Annotated in this window: 14 protein-coding genes; 2 read left to right on the top strand and 12 right to left on the bottom strand. The window is 55.9% G+C overall.

The features are described 5' to 3' along the window. Positions 1-21 precede the first annotated feature (21 nt). Both Poly51_RS28685 and Poly51_RS28690 read left to right on the top strand, forming a co-directional pair. Positions 22-3132 (top strand): efflux RND transporter permease subunit, encoded by a 3111-nt coding sequence (locus Poly51_RS28685; protein WP_146462402.1) that lies wholly within the window; start codon positions 22-24, stop codon positions 3130-3132. Between the two features lie 125 nt (positions 3133-3257). Further along, on the top strand, positions 3258-3947 hold the full coding sequence (locus Poly51_RS28690; protein ID WP_146462403.1) for a VIT1/CCC1 transporter family protein: 690 nt from the start codon (positions 3258-3260) through the stop codon (positions 3945-3947). 16 nt (positions 3948-3963) lie between these two features. Here the strand turns inward: Poly51_RS28690 and Poly51_RS28695 are convergent, their stop codons facing one another. The 12 genes from Poly51_RS28695 to Poly51_RS28750 form a co-directional block, all read right to left on the bottom strand. Continuing rightward, a complete protein-coding gene (locus Poly51_RS28695; protein ID WP_146462404.1) occupies positions 3964-4980 on the bottom strand; it encodes a glycosyltransferase family 4 protein in 1017 nt (338 codons plus the stop codon). A 1-nt stretch (position 4981) separates the two neighbouring features. Further along, positions 4982-6586 (bottom strand): alpha-amylase family glycosyl hydrolase, encoded by a 1605-nt coding sequence (locus tag Poly51_RS28700; protein ID WP_146462405.1) that lies wholly within the window; start codon positions 6584-6586, stop codon positions 4982-4984. 42 nt (positions 6587-6628) lie between these two features. Next, on the bottom strand, positions 6629-8074 hold the full coding sequence (locus Poly51_RS28705; RefSeq protein ID WP_146462406.1) for a glycoside hydrolase family 130 protein: 1446 nt from the start codon (positions 8072-8074) through the stop codon (positions 6629-6631). Between the two features lie 49 nt (positions 8075-8123). Further along, entirely contained in the window at positions 8124-10400 is a 2277-nt protein-coding gene (locus Poly51_RS28710) for a glycosyltransferase family 4 protein (RefSeq protein ID WP_146462407.1), read from the bottom strand. Then, the gene (locus Poly51_RS28715; protein ID WP_146462408.1) at positions 10397-11485 is read right to left on the bottom strand and encodes a glycoside hydrolase family 130 protein; all 1089 of its coding nucleotides are present in this window, start codon (positions 11483-11485) and stop codon (positions 10397-10399) included. The genes Poly51_RS28710 and Poly51_RS28715 overlap by 4 nt, the downstream gene beginning before the upstream one ends. A gap of 410 nt (positions 11486-11895) precedes the next feature. Continuing rightward, positions 11896-13317 (bottom strand): sigma-54-dependent transcriptional regulator, encoded by a 1422-nt coding sequence (locus Poly51_RS28720; protein WP_146462409.1) that lies wholly within the window; start codon positions 13315-13317, stop codon positions 11896-11898. Then, complete coding sequence (locus Poly51_RS28725) at positions 13302-14261, bottom strand: sensor histidine kinase (protein ID WP_186775891.1); 960 nt, start codon at positions 14259-14261, stop codon at positions 13302-13304. The genes Poly51_RS28720 and Poly51_RS28725 overlap by 16 nt, the downstream gene beginning before the upstream one ends. 527 nt (positions 14262-14788) lie before the next feature. Beyond that, positions 14789-15220, bottom strand: a complete 432-nt coding sequence (locus Poly51_RS28730) for an arsenate reductase ArsC (RefSeq protein ID WP_146462411.1) — start codon at positions 15218-15220, stop codon at positions 14789-14791. Positions 15221-15244: 24 nt separating this feature from the next. Beyond that, a complete protein-coding gene (arsA, locus tag Poly51_RS28735) occupies positions 15245-17020 on the bottom strand; it encodes an arsenical pump-driving ATPase (RefSeq protein ID WP_146462412.1) in 1776 nt (591 codons plus the stop codon). 94 nt (positions 17021-17114) lie between these two features. Then, positions 17115-17489 (bottom strand): arsenite efflux transporter metallochaperone ArsD, encoded by a 375-nt coding sequence (gene arsD / locus Poly51_RS28740; RefSeq protein WP_146462413.1) that lies wholly within the window; start codon positions 17487-17489, stop codon positions 17115-17117. Between the two features lie 86 nt (positions 17490-17575). Beyond that, positions 17576-17902: an ArsR/SmtB family transcription factor gene (locus Poly51_RS28745; RefSeq protein ID WP_146462414.1), complete on the bottom strand. Its 327-nt coding sequence runs from the start codon at positions 17900-17902 to the stop codon at positions 17576-17578. Positions 17903-18072: 170 nt separating this feature from the next. Beyond that, complete coding sequence (locus Poly51_RS28750; protein ID WP_146462415.1) at positions 18073-19680, bottom strand: TolC family protein; 1608 nt, start codon at positions 19678-19680, stop codon at positions 18073-18075. Positions 19681-20084: the final 404 nt, after the last annotated feature.

The following is a 20084-nucleotide window of genomic DNA, read 5'->3' on the forward strand; positions in this document are numbered from 1 at the left end:
TCCCACCTTTGACTGCACACCATGCTCACGAAGATCATTGAATTCTCGCTCATCAACCGCGGGCTCGTCATCATCATGACGTTGCTGATGGCGGGTGCTGGTCTGTATTCGGCGTTGAATCTACCGATCGACGCTGTTCCCGACATGACGAACGTTCAGGTCCAGGTCGTGACCGATGCGGGTTCGCTCTCACCCGTGGAAGTTGAACGCTATGTGACGTATCCGGTCGAAAACACGATGGGCGGTTTGCCGGACGTGGAAGAACTGCGTAGCGTTTCCAAATTCGGCATCTCGGTCGTTACGATCGTGTTCGAGGAAGGCACCGATATCTATCGCGCACGCCAGCTTGTCACCGAACGCCTTGGCGATGCGGCGGCGAACATTCCTCCGGGATATGGAACCCCAACGGTCGGACCGTTAACGACGGCTCTCGGCGAAATCCTGCAATTTGAAGTTCGCAGCGATCGTCATTCGCCGATGGAACTGCGCACGATGTTGGAATGGGAAATTTCACCCAAGCTGCGACAAGTCAGTGGTGTTACCGAGATCAACACACACGGTGGATACTACAAAACCTTCGAGGTCCAGCCAGACCCCGATCGGATGACCAGCTACGGCATCCCGATGGAGTTGCTCTTTCAACGCCTCGAAGCGAACAACAACACGTCCGGCGGCGGCTACGTCATTCACCACGGTGAACAGCGATTCATCCGAGGCGTTTCTCTATTGGAAAACGAAACGGACATCGAGTCCGTCGTCATTCGCCGCGAACCCGACGGCAACCCGATTCTGGTTGGCGACATTGCCAAGGTCAGCATCGAACCCATGACGCGGCAAGGCGCTGTGACTCGCGACGGCCGCGGTGAAGTCGTGACTGGTTTGGTGATGATGCTGATTGGCGAGAACTCCCGTGAAGTCGTCGAGCTAGCCAAAGACCGCCTCAAAGAAATCGAAGTCACCTTACCCGACGGCGTTCGTCTGGAAGTGACGTATGACCGAGCCGCATTGATCAGCCGAACGCTCAAGACCGTACTCACCAATCTGACCGAAGGCGGCATGTTGGTGATCGTGGTGCTGCTGCTGATGCTCGGTAACTTGCGAGCCGGCATCATCGTTGCACTCGCGATCCCATTGTCGATGTTGTTCGCGACCAATGTGATGGCTTACACCGGCGTGACGGCCAGTTTGATGAGTCTGGGGGCGATCGACTTTGGTTTGATCGTCGATAGCAGCGTCATCATGGTGGAGAATTGCATTCGCAAACTTTCGCACGACAACGGCGACGCCAAGCACGAGGACGTGATTCGCGATGCGGCGGTTGAAGTTCGCAAGCCGACGATGTTTGGCGAGTTGATCATCGCGGTCGTGTTCCTGCCGATCCTGATGCTTGAAGGCACCGAGGGAAAGCTGTTCCGTCCGATGGCACTCACGGTGCTGTTCGCTCTTGGCGGTTCAATGATCCTTTCGCTGTCGTTCATGCCCGCCATGGCGTCAATCTTCTTGCCAAAAAAGATGAAAGAAGGCGACGTGTTCGTGGTCCGAATCGTCAAGTTCTTTTACGAACCGCTGGTGACGCGAGCGATCAAGCATCCCTACGTGACCGTTGCTATGGCATTGACGGTATTCGCGTTGAGCTTGCCGATGGCACGAAATTTGGGTGCGGAGTTCATGCCACGACTGGAAGAAGGCGACTTGCTGGTCGAAGCCTCGCGTTTGCCGAGTGCGACGTTGGAAGGCTCGATCGAGATGTCGACGCAGATCGAGAACATTCTGAAGAAGTACCCGGAAGTCGAAACCGTCTTCTCCAAGACGGGCCGTCCCGAAATTGCCAACGATGTGATGGGTGTCCATCAAACCGATGTCTGGGTGCTGTTGAAACCAGTCAACGATTGGCCGGAGGACAAGACACGAGACGACTTGATCGAACAGATGTCCGAAGAACTCAACGCCAATGTGCCCGGCGTCGCGTTCGGGTTCACTCAGCCGATTGAAATGCGAGTCGACGAGTTGGTCGCTGGAGTCAAAGCAGATGTTGCCGTTCTGCTTTACGGCGACGACATGGAAATTCTCGGAGCGAAGGGCAAAGAAATCGAAGCCGTCTTGCGTGCGATCCCCGGTGCGGTCGACGTTAAGGCTGATTATCAAGCCAACCTGTCAACGCTGACCATCAAGACGAAGCACCAAGCACTCGCCCAATACGGCATCGACGCGCAAACGGTGCTTGATGTCGTGTCCTCGCTCGGCGGCCATCAAGTTGGCCAGATCTTTGAAGGCCGAGCACGCTATCCGATCATGGTCCGGGTTCCCGAGCAGTGGCGCGAGAACCTGACGCTGCTCGAACAGGTTCCGGTCGCAGACTCCAACGGAAAAGCAGTTCCGCTAAAAGAACTGGCCGACATCCGCCTGGAGGAAACCCCGCCGACGATCGAACACGAAGGTAACCGCCGGCGAACCTTCATCTCCGCCAACGTTCGCGGACGCGATGTGGCAACGTTCGTGACGGAGGCTCAAAAGGCCGTTGCCGAGAAAGTTGAATTTGCACCAGGCTACGAAGTGCGGTGGGGGGGCGATTTTGAACATCTGCAATCCGCCAGCAAGCGGCTCGCGATCATCACGCCGATCGTGCTGATGATCATCATGCTGCTGTTGCACACCAGTCTTGGCTCGATGCGGCTGGCACTGTTGATTTTCCTAGCGGTGCCCATGGCAGCGTCGGGCGGAATCATCGCGTTGTACTTCCGCGAGATGCCGTTCAGCATTTCCGCGGGTGTGGGTTTCATCGCCTTGTTCGGCGTCGCTGTGCTCAACGGTCTTGTTTGGGTCAGCGCGGCCGAGCATTCACGCAAGTCAGGCATGCCGCTTCAAGACGTCAGCCACGACACCGCACTCGTTCGGCTGCGTCCCGTGTTGATGACGGCCTTGGTCGCGAGCCTTGGGTTCTTACCGATGGCATTGTCGACGAGTGACGGTGCCGAGATGCAGCGTCCTCTCGCGACCGTCGTCATCGGCGGCCTGATCACATCGACGCTTCTGACTTCGCTGGTGATTCCCACGATCTACCCGTGGTTCGCACGAGGACTCAAAGACATTGAGCTAACGCATCATGACGAGCCGAATCCGCAGCTCGATTGATCTCTAAATCACGGTGGGCAGCGATCGGTGACTTCGCTGATCGGCAATCTTGTTTGTGAATGCCTTCTCAAATGGATCGCGGGTGAAAGCCCCCTGCCCACCACCTTTTACTCAGGAAACCGGTCATGCGACACGTTGAGAAACACCGAACCGATCGAATCGGATGGTTGAGAGCAGCGGTCTTGGGAGCCAATGACGGGATCGTTTCGACGGCCAGTTTGGTCGTCGGTGTCGCAGCGGCCGAAACGGGCCGCGGCAGCATACTGCTTGCCGGTGTCGCGGGTTTGGTAGCCGGTGCGATGTCGATGGCAGCCGGCGAATACGTCTCCGTGAGTTCGCAATCCGACACCGAAAACGCAGACCTCCAGCGTGAGCAAGAAGAACTCGCCACGATGCCCGAAGCCGAGTTAAAGGAACTGACGGCGATCTACGTCGACCGCGGTCTCGACGAATCGCTCGCTCATCAGGTCGCCAAACAACTGACCGAACACGATGCACTCGGAGCACACGCAAGAGACGAACTCGGTATTTCGGAGATGACGACCGCACGGCCGACCCAAGCAGCCCTGACATCAGCCGCCACATTCGCCGTTGGAGCCGCGTTACCGCTCGCCGCCGTCTTCCTGACGCCCGTTCTTCAAATCCCAATCGTCGTTTCGATTCTGTCGCTTGGATTCCTCGCACTGCTAGGCGGTATCTCGGCAAGCGCCGGCGGCGCACCGATTTCCAAAGCAGTCATCCGAGTCACGTTCTGGGGAGCCATCGCGATGGCAGCCACCGCCGGCATTGGCTACCTCTTTGGCGTTGCGGTCTAGGTCTACAACCGCCGCTTCATCGTGAGTCGTTGAGGATGCGGTGATAAAGTGCCACGTATGAGTCTGCCATGCGATCGACGGAAAACCTCTCAGCGACGGCACGGCGAACGCTGCGGCGATCGATCTCGTCGATTCGCTCGACCGCCTGTCTCGCTTCGTCCAGGTTGTCGACTAGAAAGCCGGTGACTCCGTGGTCGATAAGTTCCGGCATGGATCCGCGTCGCGAGGCGATGACGGGCGTGCCACAAGCCATCGCCTCGATGACCGAAAGTCCAAATGGCTCGTCAAAATTGATCAAGTGCAAAAGAGCACGTGCGTTACCTAGGGCATCCAACCGCTCCTTCCCGCCCACCGGACCGTGATAAGTGACATGGATGCGATCGTCCGCGGGCGCGACTTCAGCTTCGTGGTAATCACGGTCCTGGATGATGCCGTACATGTGCAGGTGACGCCCGCCACTGCGAGCCACCTGGATTGCCTCGGCAGCCCCTTTGTCGGGATGAATTCGCCCGAAGAAAAGTAGATCATCGCCGGCGAATGCCTTGAACGGGAAGTCATCCAATGGAATGCCGTGATGGATCGTCGCGGAATATCGTAGGCTAGGATGTCGGTCCGCATCGCTGATGGCAACGTAGTGAACGACGTCTTGGTATTCCTGATACATCGGCAAGATTCGATCCGACGAGAAACCATGAATCGTCGTGACAATCGGCGTGTCGACCAGCCGAGAGAATGCCTGGGCGGGGAAGTCCGCCTGGTTGTGAATCAAATCGAACTGATCGGCTTGCTCAAAGAGATGAGCTAGGTGTCGAAACTCCCATACCTTCGCGTCGATCGTCGCATCGTCGCCATAGGGCGCCGGAACCACCCCATCGAGTTTTCCCGATGTCTGACTGTCGAGTGTCGCGAAGAGCGTCACATCGACGCTGCGCTTGACCAACGCTTCGGTCAACATGCTGGTGACAAGCTCCCAAGGCCCGTAGGATTTTGGAGGAGTTCGCCACGCGATCGGAGCCAGCATTGCGATGCGCATCTCAGAGCTTCTCTTTCAATTGCAGAATCAAGCCTTCGTTCGCCGCAAGCGTGCCATCGATCGAATGAGGTCTCACGGTCGATACAAGCACTCCCGTCGCATTGGCTCGCAATGGAAGTGTGTACGATTGCATTTCGTCACTCAAGTTCAACGCGATGAAGAGTCGTTCGTCTTTATGTTTCCGTTCAAACAACAGCACATCGCTCGCTGAATCGATGAGTGTGAAATCACCAATCGAAAGCGCCGGATGAATTCGCCGTAACGAGAGCAGCGATCGGTACAGAGCCAACAAGGATTGGAAATCGCGTTCCTGGGCTGCTACGTTTCGTGTTCGCCAATCATCGTGGAGTGGAAGCCACGGATCGGTCGTGCTAAATCCGGCATGCTCCGATTCGTTCCAAGACATCGGCGTGCGAGAACGGTCGCGACCGATTCCCAGGTCGGGCTGCCGCAAATCTTGTGGGTCACGAACTTGATCGCGAGAGATCGTCACTTGGCCGATTCCGATTTCATCGCCCTGATACATCGTCGGCGTGCCACGAAGAGTCAGCAACAGCATCGCGGCAACTCGGGATTGGGCCTCACCAATCCGCACCGCGATCCGTGGCGCGTCATGGCTTCCCATCACCCAATTGGGCCAACCCGAAGCTGGGAGCGACAATTCGTAATCTGCGATCGTTCGTTTTAGGTTTGTAGCGTTCCAGTCGGTTTCGATCAGATGAAAGTTCACAGGCAAATGAACTTCTGGCTTATCCGCGGTGCCGAACCACTTGGCGAGTCGGGCGTCCGGCAAACAGATTTCGCCGATCAGAACACGGTCGCCAAAGCTATCGGCGAGCGTGCGCAGTTCGGCCGCAATTTCGTGGGCTTCAGGTTGATCGGTTGAATACCGCTGAATCAATCGGTCTCGTTGAGTTTGGTCGGGCGTCCAATCCTCGTTGGTTGGATTGTCGCGAAGGTTCGCTTTTTTGATGATGTGCCAAAGCACGTCGATTCGGAATCCATCGACGCCGCGACCCAGCCAAAATCGGAGCACCGTCTTCATCGCTTCTCGCAATTCGGGATGACGCCAGTTGAGATCGGGTTGTTCTTTGAGGAAGGCGTGAAGGTAGTACTGCTTAGTCGTTGCGTCCCATTCCCAGGATGAACCGCCAAAGTCGCTGATCCAATTGTTGGGCGGACCTCCATCGGCCGCTGAATCTCGCCAAATGTACCAGTCTCTTTTGGGGTTCTCGCGTGATGCTCGGCTTTCGACAAACCATGGGTGTTGGTTTGACGAATGATTGGGAACAAAATCGAGCACGAGCTTCAGGCCCCGAGCGTGAACCGCCGCGATCAACCGATCGAAACTGCCGAGACTGCCAAACATGGAATCGACACCGCAGTAGTCAGCGACGTCATATCCAAAGTCGGCCATCGGTGAGGGATAGATCGGCGAAAGCCAGATCGCATCGATCCCAAGACCGGCAAGATAGTCCAATCGAGACTCGATTCCCGCGAGGTCGCCTACACCGTCTCCATCACTATCCTGAAACGATCGAGGATAGATTTGATAGATCACTCCGGATTCCCACCAAGGCGGCGGTTGTTGATGGGCGTGTTCCATGCGGGTTGCTTGGGAAAAGAAATGGAGAACGTATTGGAAATGCTACGCCATCGAGGACAACAACTCATCCAATCCGATTGTTGCGAATGTAGTGGCGTAGTCCGACATAGCGTATGGAATGACGAGGTGCTTCTCATGAACGATCGCTCCGCAGGTGTAGACGACGTTGGGCACATAGCCTTCGCGTTCGACCTCGTTCGGTGTGATCAATGGTTCGTGCAGTCGTGCGATGATCTTCGACGGGTCTTCCAAGTCTAGAAGCATTGCCCCGATGCAGTACGTTCGCATCGGGCCGACGCCATGGGTTAAGACGAGCCAACCGGCATCCGTCTCGATCGGTGAACCACAGTTTCCCATTTGGACATACTCCCATGGGTTGGTCGGCTTGATGATCAATTCGCTGGTGTGCCAAAAATACAGCATGTCGGAATACATCAAGAACAAATGCTCGCCGTCCTGCCGACCCAGCATCGCGTAGTGGCCGTTGATCTTTCGCGGGAACAACGCCATCCCTTTGTTGGAAACGGCTGGACCGTTCAACGTATGCATTTTGAATCGCAAAAAGTCTTCGGTTTCCAATAGCTGCGGCAACACCATCCGACCGTCATAGGCGCTGTAGGTGGCATAGTATCGACTGCTGCCGTCGCCTTCTTGGAATTGAACGAACCGTGCGTCTTCGATCCCGTTGGTTTCCGTCGGACTGAACGGGAAAATTAAACGCTCGGACAGATCGTGATCGGGCGTGTATTGAATTTCGTAGTTTGATTTGGCGAGCATCACGACTTGCTCGACCAACGGCGCGAGTTCATGATGACGAGAGCGGTGTTCCCGAAGCGAAGCCCTCAACTGGGTTTCAATTTGCCCCAGCGTGAATTGTTCGGGTAGTTCCGCGAGCACGCCATCGGTGAAGTGAGTCCCCAATCCCAGTTCGATCAGTTTGCGTCGAAACAGATCGTTCTCGTACGATGAATCCGGAATGTAGCTTGGCGTCGTGACAAATCGAACGGGTTCATCAATCGTGATCTGCAAGTCCGCTCCAATCGTGCCACTGCGAAACACGATTGAAGAGATGTGTCCCTCGCCAACGGCACGCAGACTCATCGCAAACCGACGCGTTCCCGAAGGCAGTTTCGCTTGATCGGGATGCCAAACCAACGATGGATTGAACAACGCGGCCGATTCCAACGCGTATTCTTGAGTAAAATACGCTCCCAGTAATAGACGACGATTCTCGCTAAGCGGATTATCGGTTAGAAGGTGGTGCTTGAGTTCATGGAATCGACGTTGAAAAAACTCTTTTGGCTTTTGATGCCGGCCATGAAAGTCTTTGAGCACATGAGAAAGTAACGTGTTGACTTCGGTTTCAGACAGTGTGCAGACACGAGCAATCACACGCAGTACGCGGTCATTACCGGGTGGCTGGAACGGTCGCAAGACGACGCGCTGCTTGTTGGGTGAGAGAACGATTCCGGTTCGTTTGATTTTCATACATGCCTTTGTCGAAGATTCGTCGTCGAGTTCGCGACCTGAACTACGTCTAGTTTTTTGGAGACGCCGATGATGTGACTCGCATCGTCGCGGCGAGTTGACGCATCTCGACCAGAGAAAGTAAGAACGCGAGCGTCGATTCAGCGCCTTGGTTTTCGTTGACTTGGTTGTCCATCAAGCCGTCAAAGCAACCGCCGGTGGCCGCGTCGTAGATCGGCCGACCGAGATCATTGCGTCCCAAGAACCAATCGAATGCCAAATGGGCTTGTTCATTCCAGAACGGGTCTTTCGTCGAGGCATAGGCTTCGATCGATGCTGATACCATCGCGTGCGATTCGATCGCTTGCTGATCAAATACTGCCGCCACGCCACCCTCTCGGCTAAAACCATTTGAACCGATCGGACGAAAACGACCCTCGGGTGAAAGCTGTTGCTCGCAAAGCCATCGCAGCGATCGCAAACCAGTATCGGCTGCGCGCTGATCATCGGACCAACGGCCATGAGTGATCAAGGCTTGCGACAGCCTCGCGTTGTTATAGGTCGCAATGTTTTCAAACCACGGCCAATCGTCCGTCGCGGTGACTTCGTACATTTTGATGAGTCGCTGGGCAAGTCGTTCGCTCATCAGCGCCGCCGTGCGATCTCCGCTGTAACGCCGCAGATATTCCTGAATTCCCATGATCGCCAGTGCCCAAGTCCTTGGCGACGTCGTGTTCTCACACGCGGGCATGGCTTGTTGGAATAGATGAAGAGCCCAACCGGCCAGACCCGATCGGCGGCTGCGACCAATGCAGGTTCCCAATGCCCACAAAGCTCGACCTTGTGAGTCGTCCGAACCGTCGTCCTCCAACCATTGTCGGTCAAAGCTCATGAAGTTTCGGAACCGCTTCGTTTCACGATCAAACGCAAGGTTCAAGAAGGCGGCGTAGCGGGAAGCGAGCGACTGAACGATCGACGAGTCTTTCCCTTGTTCTTCCAAAAGTACCGTCAGGATCAACGCTCGTGCATTGTCATCAGTGCAGTAACCGTGCGAATGGTCGGGAATCGTAAAGATCGCATGTTGGACGATTCCGGTTGAATCACTTAAGTGCTCTAGATGATCCAGTTGCATCTGAGGCAGTGCCAAAGGTTGTTCATCGAGCGTGCGGACAGCCAAAGGTTTTTGATGTTGGCTCCGTTCTTCTAATGATTGATGGAATGATTCGAGATACAAACGGGATACATGCTCCCACGTCATGCTTCGTCCGAGTTCGTACGCGCGAGCCCGCATCGCCTTCCTCCGGTCGTCATCGTCGACCAGCCCGATCACCTCTTTGGCGATCGCCGAAGAATCTGCAAATGGGACCAGAACACCACGGCCTTCGGCCAACAATTCCTCCGCGTGCCAATACGGCGTCGAGATCACCGCTTGGCCACAGCCAAAGGCATACGCCAGCGTTCCCGAAACGGCCTGTTGCACGTTCAAATAAGGTGTGATGTAGAGGTCTGCGGCACCGATGAACTCCGTCAGCTCTTCTAATTCAACGAATCGGTTGTAAAAACTTACGTGCTTGGTGATACCGAGTTCTTTCGCCATCCTTTCCAAGCTGATCCGGTACCGTTCGCCTTGTTCGCGAATCAGGCTAGGGTGCGTTGCACCAAGAACAAGGTAGATGAAGTCGGGGAAGCGGGATACGATCTCGGGAATGGCTTGGAGAACATGTTCGATTCCCTTTCCAGGTGAAAGCAACCCGAAGGTCAGTGCAACAAACTTGTCTTCGACATTGAATTGCTCTTTCAAGTCACGTTGGTTCGTGTCTGGCACGGCCGGGATCCCGTGCGCGATCAAATCAACCTGCGCCGGATCAACCGAATAGACTTCGAGTAGCGTTTGACGTGACCGCTCCGTCATCACGACGAGCCGCGTCGAAAACCGGATCAATTGCGTCATGACGGCGCGTTGCGTTTGGCTGGGTTCCGAAAGAACCGTATGAAGCGTCGTTACCACGGGCATTCGCAAGTCGTGTAGTAGGGCCAAAACATGACTCCCGCACGGTCCACCGTAGATCCCGAACTCGTGTTGCAAACAGACCAGGTCGACATTGCTGAAATTTAGGAAGTCGGCTGCCGCTCGATAATCCTCGATCTCCTGCTCAGATACCTGAAACTGAACTTCCTTATCGTAGGCATACGGACCCGCCGCGTCGTTCATCGGAACCACAATGCACGTCGCATCACAGGCTTGCGCGACGGCATTCCGCAGATCATGGGTGAAGGTCGCAATCCCGCATCGGCGAGGAAGATAGTCGCCGACTAACGCAATCTTTTCAAGGACAGGCTTGGTCATGAATGTTCCTTAGAAGTGGGGACCAGCGAGTCAAGAATCGACTGCTTTGAAAATTGCGTCATTGCAACGGAGGTGTCGGCAGCGCCGTAATAGACGTCCCAATGGTCGCCTGCGTCTAACATCGCTGTTGGAAAAACAACGTTGGGTACGAAGCCGCTGGTTTCACATTCGAGCGTCGGCATCATGATCGGCTCGGCCGATCGAGCGATGACGCGACTGGGGTCATCGCGATCAAGAAGAATCGCGCCGGCAGCATAGCGACCGACGGTTCCAGCGATATCCGATCGCTCGCTACCGTGGTACAGCGTTAACCAACCTTCGTCGATCAAAATTGGTGGTGTCCCACCACCCACGCGGTCGCCTTCCCAGTGATGGATACCCTTCAAAATCGGTTGGTGTTGTCCCCAATGAATGAGATCAGGCGACCGAGCGAGCCAGATCTGCGGCGGGCTGAAATGTGAACTGGGATTCGGACGATGAAGCGATAGGTAATTGTTCGCAACCCGCTGCGGAAACAGCACCACATCTTTGTTCTCGCTCGCAAAAATGATTCCATGTCTCTGAAACGTCACCATGTCTTCCGACGACAACAAAGCCGTTGCAGCACCGGATCGCGACACGGCGACGTAGGTGATCCAGTACGTTGAATCAATCTTGGTAATCCGTGGATCTTCGATTCCATACTCTTCCCAGGCTTCTTCGGGTAGCACTGCACCAACCAACTCCCACCTTCGATTTTCAATAGTGGATTGACGAAAGACTTGGAGATGAGATACCGATGTCAGACGAAGATCGCCGCTTGGCTTTAACAAGGCAACACGAGCGTCCGAAACTTGCAGATCTTCGTCACGAATCCAGTCAACGGTCGCGCTGCGATCCCTTGCCCAACTCGGAACGGCGGTCCATCCGAGTCGTTTTTCGCTCGGCCGCTCGGCGACTCGAGCGATCATCATGTGATCTTTACCCAACAAGACGACGGCGGGATTGAACACACCGACGACCTTCCAGTCAGCTCGGGAAGGCTGGATGTCGCGCGGTTGCAAAAGGATCGAATTCGATAGCCGGTTGACCGGAAACCTGTTCATGACGAACACCCGGATGCTTCGCAAACGGGCGGGCAATTCAGATGAGAGTCCTCTCGCAAGACATATCGCGGTGTCTTGGCAAAACCATCCACCATGATCGCCTCCCGAGGCGAATGCGAGGCTTGCTGCGGTCTGTCCGCCGAAGGAATACTTCGGTGAGATCGAACCGCGGATTGCGAAAGGCGACGCTGATTCTAAAAAACAAAGATCAAACAACTAGCATCTTCTGTGCCTCTTTCACGCAGGCCAACACCACAACGTAGCATGAGCCCGACACAACGCAATCGCAAATCAGGCAATCGCATAGCAGTGAGCTGGAAACGACTCGCGTCATAAGGCCGTCATTGGCGACGTCTTTTCCGAAAACAACATTTCAACGCGGCTGGCTTGGCGGAAATCGACGGCGAGACCTAGTGACTGAAATCGCTTGCTTCGATGCCGAGGGATTTTAGTTTGCTGCGCAGGGTGACGCGGCTGATGCCTAACAGCGTGGCAGCCTTGAGTTGGTTGCCGGAAGTGTGGGTGAGGATTTGGCGGAGCAATTGACGCTCGGCGATCGCGATCGCTTCGGCGTAGAGGTTGTCAGTGCCGGCTTCGAGACGTTCGGCGACGAATTTTTCTGATAGGAAGTCGAGATCGCTTGACGATGCGTGATGGCCGAGTCCATCGCCGAGTGGTGGCAAGAAGTCCGGTAGTAGGATGTTGCCTCGGGCGGTGAGTAGCGATTGCTTCATCACGCTTTCGAGTTCGCGAACGTTGCCTGGCCAATGATAGTGCTGGAGCACTTCGATGGTTTCCGGTGCGATGCTGCGAATGTCTTTACCGAACTCGTTGCTGTATCGACGCAGGAAATACTCGGCCAGCACTCGGAGGTCGTCTTCGCGGTCACGAAGTGGCGGCAAGTTGATCGTGACGACGCTGAGTCGGAAATAGAGGTCGCTGCGAAATAAGCCTTCGGAAACAAGTTGTTTCAGGTCATGGTTGGTGGCGGCGATGATTCGTACGTCGACTTGGATAGGCGTATTGCCACCGACTCGCTCGAAGGTTTGGTCCTGCAATACCCGCAGAACTTTCGCTTGGGTCATCGGCGACATGTCACCGACTTCGTCTAGGAACAATGTGCCGCCGTCGGCTTGTTCGAGCTTGCCGATCCGTTGCCGGTGAGCATCGGTGAACGCACCCTTTTCGTGGCCGAAGATTTCGCTTTCCAGCAGTGCATCGGGGATCGCCGCGCAGTTGATCGCTTGAAATGGGCCGGTCGACCGGGCGCTATGGTGATAGATCGCTTGGGCGACGACTTCTTTGCCAGTGCCGCTTTCGCCGAGCAACAGCACCGTCAGGTTTTGCGAGGCTACACGCCCGATCGCTTTGTAGACTTCCTTCATTGCATTGCAGCGTCCGACGATCGCATCGCCGGTGGACGCTTCGTCTCCATCGGATTCCGCAAGCACCGGCTGCACACGAATCATGCGACTGAGATTGAACGCTTTGTCGAGCAGCGTTCGAATTTCATCGAGTTCGAGTGGTTTGAACAGGTAGTCGTACGCGCCTAGCTTGGTCGCTTCGATGGCGGACTGAACCGTACCGTGCCCGGTGATGAAAATGAACGGGACACGCGAGTCAAGTTCGCGAAGCCGTTTGAACAGTTCCAAGCCGCTGGTGTCGGGCAAGCTCAAGTCAATGACGACGACGTCGGGCTTTGCATCGAGAAAAAGTTGCTCGCCTTCACTTCCGGTCTTTGCCGTCAACACCGAGATCGTGTTGCTCGTGAAGGCTCGTTCAAACGCTTTGCAAATGGACGCTTCGTCATCAATGACTAATAGGGTTTGCATGATGCCTCGGCTTGGCTAACCGCTCCGCGGTCAGCTGTGGTGTTGTCGGTGGTAATTGTTTGTTCGGTTGGGTTGCGTTCGGCAGAGATTGGCAAAACCAATTTGAACTCGGCTCCACCCGTAACGCGATTTGCGCCCGTCAGTGTGCCACCATGCGAAACGGCAATGCGGCGGCAGATCCCAAGCCCCAGTCCTATTCCGGTCGGCTTGCTGGTGGAGAACGGAGTGAATAACTTCGCCAGCATGTCGTCCCGAATGCCCTCGCCGCTATCCGCCACTGAAAGTTCTAATTGGCCGCCCGTCGTCTTGGCTGCAATAGTGAGCTCGCCGCCGCTTGGCATCGCATCGAGTGCGTTGAGCGAAAGGTTCAGGAGCAATTGTTGAATCTGGGCAGGATCGCCATCAATCGTGATGGGTTCGTCATCACAGTCGACCGCTAGTTTGACTCCACTGGATTGACAACGTCCGTTAATCAGTTGAACGGTCTTGCGAATGACCGTTTGAATGGGGAAGACGCTGAGTTCACCTTGTTCGGGGCGCGCGTAGTCCAGCAGACTATTCACGCTGCGTTCCATCCGTCGAATCTCTTGTTCGACCAGTTCCAAATCATCGGTTGGCAAACCTCCGTCCGCGAACTTGCCCCGATTCACTTGAATCAACATCTTGATCGAAGTCAGCGGGTTGCGGATTTCGTGAGCGACGCCGGTCGCCAGTTGAGCCAGCGTTGTCATCTGTTGGGCTCGCAATGCCTCTGTCTCGCGAGCCATCGTCAGGCGTTCCGCCTCGGTTGCTGCTGCGGCAGAGATCACCCACCACAGGACCGGGGCGCAAACCAGCGTCAGCAAAATGGCATCCACCAACGCCGTTCCCGTTTCGCCAAGAAATTTAGGCAACACGTGCGGCAGCACGAACATCACACCGACTTCCGCGATGAACACCAGCATCAGCACAATGCTCAGAATCCGCGCCGGTGAGCGTAGGATCGAGGACAGAGCTGAAACACGGTTGGACATACGCAAAAACTGATCGAGCCTGGGAAAGTGAAACGACGCCGTTGGGATCACTCGCGACGGAACTTCGACCGAAGGCTTCGCAGCATCGGAACGTCCGTGGTCATAGGTCTGCTCAAAGCGGCCGGGAGTAAACCATTCTATCAACGATTTTGACACAGGGCATCTCATCGAGTGTGGCGAGCAACACGAGGTTGCACGCCAGTGATTTCGGCGGCGAGACAAACAAGCCCTCGCACCCACTCGCCTACTTAAGCAACCGATGTGCCGACGACGTCACGTTCCCCGATCTGTCGCACTCAATTCACGAATTGCAGTGAACTCCGCTGTTTCGCGAGTCGGCCGCAGTCCTCGTGCATCGCGTCGGGATCCTCAATGGAAAGCATCTGTCCAGACAATTGAACAGTTTCTGTTCCTTTGATTGCTGAATCCTCGCCTCGTCCCCAATTGTCCATCAGCCCCTACGGCAACAACGCGGCGAGTTTGTTCTTCGCGAAATCTCGAATCTCGTCACGGACTCGGCGGTACTGGTCGAGGGCTTCTTCTTCGCTGGCTGCTTCCTTGGCGAGCTTGGGGGGATCGTCGAAGCCGACGTGAACCAACTTGGCTTTCGTTAGGAACGCTGGGCAGTTCTCGTCTGCGTGACCGCAAACGGTGATAACCAGGTCGAGAGGAACATCGGCAAGACTACTGGCCAGCTTGGACGAATAGGCTGAAATATCCACGCCAGCTTCTTTCATCACCTGCATCGCGTTGGGGTTCATCCCGTGAGCCTCGATGCCTGCCGAGTACGCTTCGATCGTGTCGCCGTGGAAATGTCGTGCCCAACCCTCGGCCATCTGGCTACGACAAGAGTTGCCGGTACACAGAAACAGAACATTCTTTTTGGTCATCGGTTTCTGCCTTGGGTTGCTTTTCTATTGAGTGAGAGTTGAATCCGCCGCGACGATGCGACGCAATCCAGCGAGGCCAGTCGGCGGCTCGCTTTGCCAAGGAACCAGTGCAACGCGAGTCGCTAGCGTCTGTTGAACTTCGTCAATGAACGGCAACTCGTGATGCTGACGCCGACGCAAAGCCGGATCAGTCACCGCCAACGGCACCAGACTTTGGTTGATGACCCACGCGAACGGTTCGATCTCCGCACGCCGCAAGTCCTGCTGCAATCGTGCGGCTTCGTGAACCGGCGTCGCTTCGGGCAACGTCACCACCAACACTCGCGTAAAGTCAGGGTCACGCAATCGCGGCAACAACTTCTCAACTGACTCAGGCATTTGGCTCGCTTGGCGAGTTACTTCACGATGGTAAGCCAACGCCGAATCGAGCAACAAGATCGTGTGCCCCGTCGGTGCGGTGTCGAGAACGACGAAACGGTCTGCACCCTCCGAGACGGCTTTGGCGAACGCACGGAACACGGCGATCTCTTCAGTACATGGCGAACGCAAGTCTTCTTCGAGCAGTGCTTTGCCCTGTGGGTCCAAGTCCTTCCCAGCCGTCTGCATGACTTCGGCGGTGTAGTCGGCGGTCTCTTGAGCCGGGTCGATTCGCCCCACTGTCAAACCGGCGAGTTCGTCCGCCGCGATCGTCGCTGAAACGTGAGCCGCTGGATCGGTCGTCGAAAGGTGCACGTCGAAACCACGTTCGGCCAACGCAACGGCTACGGATGCCGCGACCGTTGTTTTCCCCACTCCACCTTTGCCCATCGCCAAAATCACGCCGTGACCAACGGCGGCGAGTTCATCAATCAACGAACCAAGACCACCTGGATGCGAGTCGATTGCAGGAGCTTCGATATCCTCATCAGTGGTCAAGTCAGTGGGTTTGCCGAGGCGACGCAGCGAATCAACGCCCATCAATCCGCTGGACGCCAGCGAAACCGATGAACGATCCAAGCCAGCAATTGAGTCTGGCATCGACGCGACCGCTTCGTCACCTCGACGCTGCATCGCCGTTGCGATCTCGTCCGTTGGTGTCTGGCTAGTGAAGACGCCGTTGACGATCAAGTGCTGATTGCGAACGCCCAGTTCTTGCAACTCGCTGCTCGTCCGAGCTGCTTCGCGAAACGCTGACGGTTCGGGACGTGTGACCAAAACCAAAGTCGTGCAGTCGCCGTCGGCCAGTGCGCGGGCGGTTTGTTTGTAGATCAACGTCTGAGCCTGCAAGCCAGCGAGTGGCCCGAGGCACGACGTACCTGTCGTATTGTTTTCGATGTATCCCGACCAAGCCGACGGCAACGTCAACAAACGCAACGTGTGTCCGGTCGGTGCTGTATCAAAAACGACGTGATCGAACTGCGACGTTGCCTCTTTGTCACCCAGCAACTTTGCGAACTCATCGAACGCTGCAATCTCAAGCGTACACGAACCCGAAAACTGCTCTTCCATGCTCGCGACCGCCGCGTCCGGCAACACGCCACGATAAGGACCAACCATCCGTTCGCGGTACTCGTGAGCTGCCGCCTCGGGGTCGAGGTTCATCGCAAACAAGTTGGGTACCGACTCAATCGGTGTCGGAGTACTCCCCAGCAGCGTTCCAAGCACCTCGTCAAGGTTCGATGCCGGATCAGTCGAAACGAGCAACACTCGCAAACCACGATCGGCCAACTGAACCGCGCTCGCGCACGCCATCGACGTTTTGCCAACGCCGCCTTTGCCGGTGAAGAACAAGTTTCGAGTGGGCTGATTGAGAAATTGCATGACGCTTCTCCTGAGGTAGTGTGGCCGAACGCTCCGCGGTCGCAACCTTAAAAACCGACCGCGGAGCGTTCGGCCACATTGATTTCAAATTCAACTAACAGCAACCCGTATCGCCACCACAGCAACCCGAGTCGTCGGCCATGGGCAGCGTTGCCTTCGGCTTCATCGCCGTGCCGGTCCACATCGCAAGGTTTTCACGCGATGGGTACTCACTACGGCTGACAACACGGTCGTCAACGATGACCAGCGGCAAGCACTCGACGCCCTCGTCAGCGAGCATCTTTTTCACCGTCGCATTTTTGGCGAACTCGGAGGGGTCTTGAGCCAAGTTGAATCGAATGACATCGTGGCCTTGTTCTTTAAGCCAATCGAGATCAGCGGAAAACTTCGGCAACACGGGATCAACTTGCGGCCCGCAAACTCCCGTCGAGCAACACATGGCCTTGTCGTAAATCTGAACTTTGGTCATCCTAAATTCCTTGGTTGAGAGAGCTTCTATGAACGCAATACATCGTCTATCGCCGATAGGCGATAGGTCGGGGCAAAAAAACACCGTCACAATCCTGCGACGAGTTTCTTGAGTTGATCCAATTTGTCTGGGTTGATGCAGTAACAAACCTTCGGCCCATCGACTTCGCCCTGGATCAGCCCCGACTCTTTCAAAATCTTTAAGTGCTGAGAAACCGTTGATTGAGCGAGTGGCAGACAATCCACGATCTCGCCGCAAACGCAGGCTTCGCGGCCGATCAGCAAACGCACGATTTGCACGCGGGCCGGGTGGGCGATCGCCCAAGCCAGTTTCGCAAACACCTCCGCCGTCGGATCAGCCTTCAGCTTCACCGGTGTCGAATCGCAAGGTTTTTTGGTGGGTCGCTTCGCCATTGAGTTCCTTTATCGCTTATCTACGATGAACGATAGCAGTGTTCGGGGAACGTGTCAAACTGCGGTTTCGCCGATTGCTTGAAAACAGCGTCAGGCAAGGCCCAGGCATCTCACCCAAACCCGAGTGACGGCATCTGAATCGAGGCATCGCCAAAAACTTGAGACGCTGATCACTGCCCGCCGAACGACGCGCCCCGGATGCCGTCGCCGTCGGTGTAGTCGACGGGCGAATCCAGTCCGCCGGTCAGAAGCAGACCGTCGACCTTGGACGCGGCTTGGGCGAGATTGCCTCGGGATTGAATCAGTCGAATCGACGATTCGTAGTAGCTGCGTCTGACGATCAGAACTTGCAGGAAGTCCAGTTCGCCAGCTCGATAGGCTTCCTCGGACAGTTCGAGACTCTTCTTCGCTTGAGGAATGATCTCGTCTTCGTATTTGCGAACGGACTTCATCGCCGTTTCAAATTCCTGGGCCGCGCGGGCAAGTCGTGAGCGGATCGACTGCTCAATCCGCTGGACTTCTTGGGTCGCGCGGACATAGTCCGAATACGCCGCCGAGATGTTGCCCGAGTTCTTGTTCCAAACGGCGATGGGAGCCGACAGTTGGACGTTGATCATCCCGTGATCGGTTGCGTCGTCATATCCCGCACCCAAATGTGCCGTCACGTTGGAGATCGGTTGGGCCTGCTGGCGACGATGCAACGCTTGCTTCTCACAAACGATCGCCTGCGCCGCAGTGAGTTCGGGGCTTTGTGCCAGAATCTCTGTGTAAGCGAAGTTCCAGTCGGGCGTGTCGATCGGAGTGCTCATGTCGGCGACTAGGCGAGCGGGTGCTGAATCTTGCATTCCCGCGATCGCGGCCAAGTCTTGCCATGCACCTTGGTAGGCCACTTCGGCCTGTTCGGCCGCGAGCGTGACTTCGCTCAACAACGTCCGAGCTTGCAACGTTTCGATCAGCGTTCCTTCTTCTGCTTCCTGGCGATCCTCCGCAACCTGCACTCCTCGCTGAGCGACGTCGGCAAAGGCCAGCGTTGCATCGACTTGCTGTTGAGCGGCGATGGCTTCAAAGAATCGGACGCGAACGTCCGTCAGCACGCGGTAACGCTGGGTTTCGTTTTCGGCCGCTTGTGCTCGCTGGGTATGACCAAGCACGTCGCGATTGAGTTGTAGTTTGTTACCACGGACAAATTCCTGCTCGACGAAGACACCGTGTTGGTCGGTGTTGCGGTCGGCGATCTGCTGGCCGAAGTAGCCCAGCGTCGGGTTGGGACGAGTGCCGACCTGATGACGCAGTCCGGCTGCCTTGCTGGTGGTCGCTTGAGCCGACAAAAGTGCGGGATTGTTGCCCAGTGCTAGTGCTTCAATGTCGGCAAGCGTGTAGCCAGCCGATTCCATTACGTAGTCATTGCCGTCAAATGCCACGTTAGATTCAAAAGCCGCGATCGGCTCAATGGTAAACGGCTCGATGTTCGAAGCTCGCAAGTTGCTGTCGGCTACTTTCCGCCCGTCACTATCATTGGCGAGACCATCGTCCATCGCCAGTTCGTCCGTCTCATCAGCAACGCCATCGTCAGCTGACGTGTCGTCATCAAAGTAGGCGACGGTATCGACGAATGCTAGTGCTGCGTCGTCCGGCGAGCCGTTTGCCGAAAGCATGGACGACGATCCAGCGACCGAGCCGGTGTGGCGGGCGAGTTGCCGCGAAGGACCATTCACGCCGGCACAACCAGCGATTGCCAAAAAGCAGGAAATGGTCAGTGGAAAGGTGAGCTTTTTCATGGCATCCGTGCGCAGCAAAGAAGTGAATGACAACACGCAAGCGCTCCCAACCTGCTTCCTTGCCAGTGGGACGATCGTCGTGTTTGTTGTGAATGCCTTGTTGGGAGTAATCGGCTTGACCGAATCGAACCTTCGGAGCGGTTCGTTGCGAACGACAGAATGGAACCAACCGTCATCGGGAAACCCGCACAGCCCGAACAGATTGCCGGAGAAGGGTTTCCGGAGAAGGGTTTCCGGAAATGCAAAAACAGCGACCTGACGCAAGGCACAAATTCTGTCCACGGCTATGGATATTCTCTATTCACCATTTCCATTCAGGATGCGACATACTCCGACTCGCAACTCGATTGCGTCGGCAATTCGCGTGGTTCCATGCAAAGTTGTGAGGCGGCAATCGGTTCGGC

This window comes from Rubripirellula tenax (genome assembly GCF_007860125.1).
In the GTDB taxonomy this organism is placed as follows: domain Bacteria; phylum Planctomycetota; class Planctomycetia; order Pirellulales; family Pirellulaceae; genus Rubripirellula; species Rubripirellula tenax.